The following is a 4,695-nucleotide window of genomic DNA, read 5'->3' as shown; positions in this document are numbered from 1 at the left end:
GAGCGCCCGCTCGGGCGGCGATGCAGCAGCATTTTGGAGGCTTATTGGTCGCGCTTCGGATTCGTCACGGGACGACCTATGGCTATCGTCGCCCGGTCAGTATGGGCCCCCATCGGCTGATGCTTCGGCCGCGCGAAAGTCGCGATCTCCGATTGATTTCGAGCGAAATCAACGTGACGTCGGCCGGCGTCTTGAGATGGAAAAAACAGCTCGGTGAAAATGAGAGCGCTGGCGGTGGCGTAAATGAGAAAATCGTACCACTCTATCGTCGTCCCGATGACGCTCGCTATGACGACGCGCCTCATTTCCGACGCGCGAGCGGCGAACAATTCGTCGCCCCTAACCTTCTCCGCAACACTCATGACAGCCCCCAATCTCCCGGCGCACGCCCGTGGCGAGCGACTGTCTCGCCTGTCCCTCAGCGAGGGCGGCGATGTGTCCAGGCCTCCTTCACGAGATTGAACCATGGGGTCCCGTTCGACCATCCAGGGAACTCGGCCGCTTGCCGACGAGTCCAGACGAATTCCAACGAGGACTCCCCCCGTAGCGTTTGAAAAGAACAGCGCCGATGCGTTCGTTTTGCATCTCTGTCGTGCCGTCGACGTAGGCCGCGATGCGCGCCGACGTCATGAGACGATCGAAGCCATAGCGCGGAAGGAGCCCCACAGCGCCCATCGCCTGCATGCAAGCCGTGACGCTTCGCGCGGCCATTTCGGCAGAGACTTTCTTTGCGAGCGCGGCCTCGATCTGTGCGTCCTCGCCTCGCGCCACAGTGTGGGCCGCCTGAAGAGTCAATAGCCTCGCGGCCTCGAGATCAGCCGCGACGTCAACCAGGCTCCAACGCAGGCCCTGATGGTCGAGAAGGGGGCGCCCGAAGCTGTGGCGTTCGGCGGCGTAGGCAACTGCGGTCCTAAGGGCAGTGTCCACGACGGCGCACGCCATTGCTGAAACATATACGCGCGCGGCGGAAATGCCCTGCAGGGCTCGCCGGAAGGCCTGACCAGGCGGAGCAAAGAGATCGCGCTCGGCCACTCTGACGCGTTGAAGGCGAAGGCCACACGCCCCAATCGCCGCCCCCCCGACCAGTCCGTAGGGCGGAAGCTTCTCGATTCCTGGAGCCCGAAGGTCGATTATGAAACTCGCGACGCCTTTGCCGCCGGCGCCCGGCTCCGTTTGGGCGTACATGACGAGGAGATTGGCGATAGCCCCATTGGTGATCCAGGCTTTTTCGCCGGTGATCTCCCACCCGCCCGGCACCTTGGTCGCAAGCGTCCTTATCGCCCCGTAGTCGCTGCCAGCCTCGGGCTCGCTCAGAGACGGCGCGCAAATAAGCGAGCCGTTCAATAGTCCAGGCAAATAGCGCGCAATCTGCTCGGCTGTTCCCTCCCGCTCGATTCGGGTGACGGCGCCCTGCATGTTGATCAGCGCGAAAGCGCACGGAAAGGATGAGCGCGCGATCGCCTCGGCGACGGTGACCTTTGCGAAGAAGCTCGCTCCCGCGCCTCCACGCTCGAGGGAAACCTGCATGCCATTCAGCCCCAGGCGGATCCATTCCGCAACAACGTCTGGCGGAAGCGCGGATTTCTCTCGTTCCAGCCTCTCGTCTATCGGCCCGATCGTGTCGTTCGCAAATCTCTCGGCCGCACCGACAAGTGAGCGCTCCGCCGGAGAGAGCGGAAGCACGATTCCAGCCGCACTTCCGAAGGGCGAGACGCTTCATTCATGGCTTGACTCGCTCGGTTCGTTTGATCCGACTCTACCAAAGCCCGATTGCGCGGCCCACCGGTTCGGGCGACCGGGACGCAGAGTGAGGCCATCGACGGTCGCGTCGCTCGGACTGGAGGATGCAACTCCGTCGAACTTTGCGTCGATCGCCTCGCCAAGCAAAGAGCCATCAGGTCGAAGTTGAAATTCGCAAGGAAAAAAGCAATAAGCGAGCAGTGTTCCGATTGAGTTCAGCCTGACGTCGACCATTGTGAAAAAGCGCAGATATGAGGCGACCAAGCCCATCGGGCACGATTGCCGCGACGCTCCGCAAATAGGAATGGCGGCTGGAAATCGGGCATTTGCGAGGCGAATAAGCATGCTGCACAAGAATTACATCGCAGGCGAGTGGCTGGAGGGTGCGGGCGTCTCGCCCAACATCAATCCGTCGGACACGAGCGATGTCGTAGGCGAATATGCCCAGGCCGACGTCGTCCAGGTGGACGCTGCGGTCGACGCCGCCCATGCCGCATTTGCCGGTTGGTCGCGCACGTCCCCGCAGGAGCGGCACGACATCCTCCTGAGAGCCTCGACGGAGATCCTTACGCGGCGTGAGGAATTGGCGCGCCTTCTCGCCCGTGAAGAGGGCAAGACCTTACTGGAAGCGACATACGAGGTCGGCCGAGCCGGACAGATCTTCGATTTCTTCGCCGGCGAGGCTTTACGAATTCCGGGGGAGAAGTTCGCCTCGGTCCGGCCCAATGTCGAGATTGAGGCGACGCGCGAACCTGTCGGCGTCATCGGGGTCATTGCGCCGTGGAATTTTCCCATTGCAATTCCAGCTTGGAAAATCGCCCCGGCCCTGTCTTACGGCAATGCGGTCGTGTTCAAGCCTGCCGACCTCGTACCGGGTTCCGCTCACGCGCTCGCCGAGATTCTCGTTCGCGCCGGCGTCCCCAAGGGCGTGTTCAACCTCGTCATGGGACGGGGCTCGGTCGTCGGCCAGGCGATCCTCGACCACAGTCAGATCGACGCCGTCACGTTCACCGGCTCGGTAGCGACGGGCCGGCGCGTCGCGGCGGCATGTGCGGGCGCGATGCGAAAGTTCCAACTTGAGATGGGCGGCAAGAATCCGCTCGTCGTGCTGGCCGACGCCGATCTTGCAAATGCAGTCGAGTGCGCGGTCAACGGCGCCTATTTCGCCACAGGACAGCGCTGCACGGCCTCCTCGCGCATCATTGTCGAGGAGTCGATCTACAAGCAGTTCGCCGACGCGCTGATCGAGCGCATTCGGGCGCTCGTGGTCGACAACGCCTTGACGCCAGGGACGCACGTCGGGCCGGTGGTCGATGCGGCGCAGCTTGAGCAGGATCTCTCTTACATCTCGGTCGGCCAAGCGGAAGGCGCAAAACTGGCGCTCGGCGGCGAACGCCTGAAGCGTGCAACGCCCGGTTTCTATCTGGCGCCGGCTCTATTTCTCGACGCCGAGAATTCGATGCGCATTTCGCGGGAGGAAATATTCGGCCCCGTCTCGGCGATGATCGCTGCGCGCAACTACGACCACGCCTTGGAGCTCGCCAACGACACCGAATTCGGCCTTTGCGCGGGCATCTGCACAACGAGCCTCAAGCGCGCCGCACACTTTAAACGCCATGCCGAGGCGGGCATGGTTATGGTCAACCTGCCCACGGCGGGCATCGACTACCACGCGCCGTTCGGTGGTCGCAAAGCCTCCAGCCTCGGGCCGCGCGAGCAAGGCCGATATGCCTCAGAGTTCTATACCACGGTGAAGACGGCCTATACGTTGCCCTGAAGTCGAGGGTTTCGCGCCTCGTCATCTGCTCGATAGGGCGCCCGCGCGGTCCTGCCGTCTCCGTCGCCGGTGACGAGGAACGCGCCATCGCCGCCGCGCCGCCGAACGCCGTCACGAACTGACCTGCGTCGTCATGAGCGCGGCGGGGGCAATGTGGGGACTTCGAGCCCGGTCGGCAAAAAGGCGCCGGCACAGTTCGTCCACCGGCGGGGCGCCCGGTCAGGACGTACACGATCGTCGCGGGTATATCCGGTGGACAGTTCGGCCGGCACGAATGTGATGCGACGGCGCCAGCCGCTGATGCAGGAACGCGTGGGTATTAGCACCCTCTTGTAACGAGTGCCAGGAGTAGCCATCTGTGCAAAGCGTCAGACTGCCGCCGAGAGCCGGAGCCTTTGCTCGTGAGCCGGTCAGGCAGTCGGCCTGAAAGCGATTCCATGACATTCCGTCCGTTGGACGACCGAGTCGTCATTCGCCGCGGGGAAGGCGTGGAAAAGACGAACCGCGACGTCATCATTCCCGACGCCGCCATGGAGAAGCCCCAGGAGGGCGAAGTTGTCGCCGTCGGACCCGGGGTCCGAAACGAAAGCGGAGCCGTTCAGCCGCTCGACCTGAAAGCAGGCGACAGAGTCCTGTTCGGCAAGCGTTCGGGCGTCGAAGTCAAGATTGACGGTCAGGACCTCCTGATCATGAAACAGTCCGAGGTGATGGGAGTGTTCGACGGCGCGAGCGCCGTGAGAACCCATGCCGCCTGGCCCCGCGCCCGGCTGGCCTAACTGAGCAGGAATTGAAAATCATGTCTGCGAAAGATGTCAGGTTCTCCAGCGACGCCCGCGATGGAATGCTGCGCGGCGTTGACATTCTCAACAATGCGGTGAAGGTGACGCTGGGTCCGAAGGGGCGCAACGTCATTCTCGACAAGTCCTATGGCGCGCCGCGCATCACCAAGGACGGCGTCACCGTCGCCAAGGAAATCGAGCTTTCGGACAAGTTCGAGAACATGGGCGCACAGATGGTGCGCGAGGTGGCGTCCAAGACCAATGATCTCGCCGGCGACGGCACGACCACCGCGACGGTGCTCGCCGCATCGATCATGAAGGAGGGCTTGAAGCTCGTCGCCGCCGGCATGAACCCGATGGACCTGAAGCGCGGCATCGACATCGCGGTGACGGCAGTCG

4 protein-coding genes and 1 pseudogene are annotated in these 4,695 nt (G+C 63.1%); 4 read left to right on the top strand and 1 reads right to left on the bottom strand.

What is annotated here, in order from left to right; all coding sequences use genetic code 11:
• Positions 1 to 20: 20 nt before the first annotated feature.
• Positions 21 to 161 (top strand): annotated as a pseudogene (locus ACLP25_RS21780) (transglutaminase N-terminal domain-containing protein); the annotation flags it as partial.
• 289 nt (positions 162 to 450) lie between these two features.
• Here ACLP25_RS21780 and ACLP25_RS21775 read toward each other — a convergent pair.
• The gene (locus ACLP25_RS21775) at positions 451 to 1,683 is read right to left on the bottom strand and encodes an acyl-CoA dehydrogenase family protein (protein ID WP_442471234.1); all 1,233 of its coding nucleotides are present in this window, start codon (positions 1,681 to 1,683) and stop codon (positions 451 to 453) included.
• A gap of 400 nt (positions 1,684 to 2,083) precedes the next feature.
• Between ACLP25_RS21775 and ACLP25_RS21770 the strand changes: the two genes are divergently transcribed.
• The 3 genes from ACLP25_RS21770 to ACLP25_RS21760 form a co-directional block, all read left to right on the top strand.
• Entirely contained in the window at positions 2,084 to 3,517 is a 1,434-nt protein-coding gene (locus ACLP25_RS21770; RefSeq protein WP_442471233.1) for an aldehyde dehydrogenase family protein, read from the top strand.
• 437 nt (positions 3,518 to 3,954) lie between these two features.
• A complete protein-coding gene (locus ACLP25_RS21765; protein ID WP_442471232.1) occupies positions 3,955 to 4,293 on the top strand; it encodes a co-chaperone GroES in 339 nt (112 codons plus the stop codon).
• Positions 4,294 to 4,313: 20 nt separating this feature from the next.
• Positions 4,314 to 4,695, top strand: a 382-nt coding sequence (locus ACLP25_RS21760; RefSeq protein WP_442471231.1) for a TCP-1/cpn60 chaperonin family protein, incomplete at its 3' end; no start/stop codon positions are given.

Source organism: Roseiarcus sp., from assembly GCF_052145395.1.
Classification (GTDB): Bacteria; Pseudomonadota; Alphaproteobacteria; order Rhizobiales; family Beijerinckiaceae; genus Roseiarcus.
The sequence above is the reverse complement of the archived record's forward strand: the minus strand, read 5'-3'. Positions and strand labels throughout refer to the sequence as shown.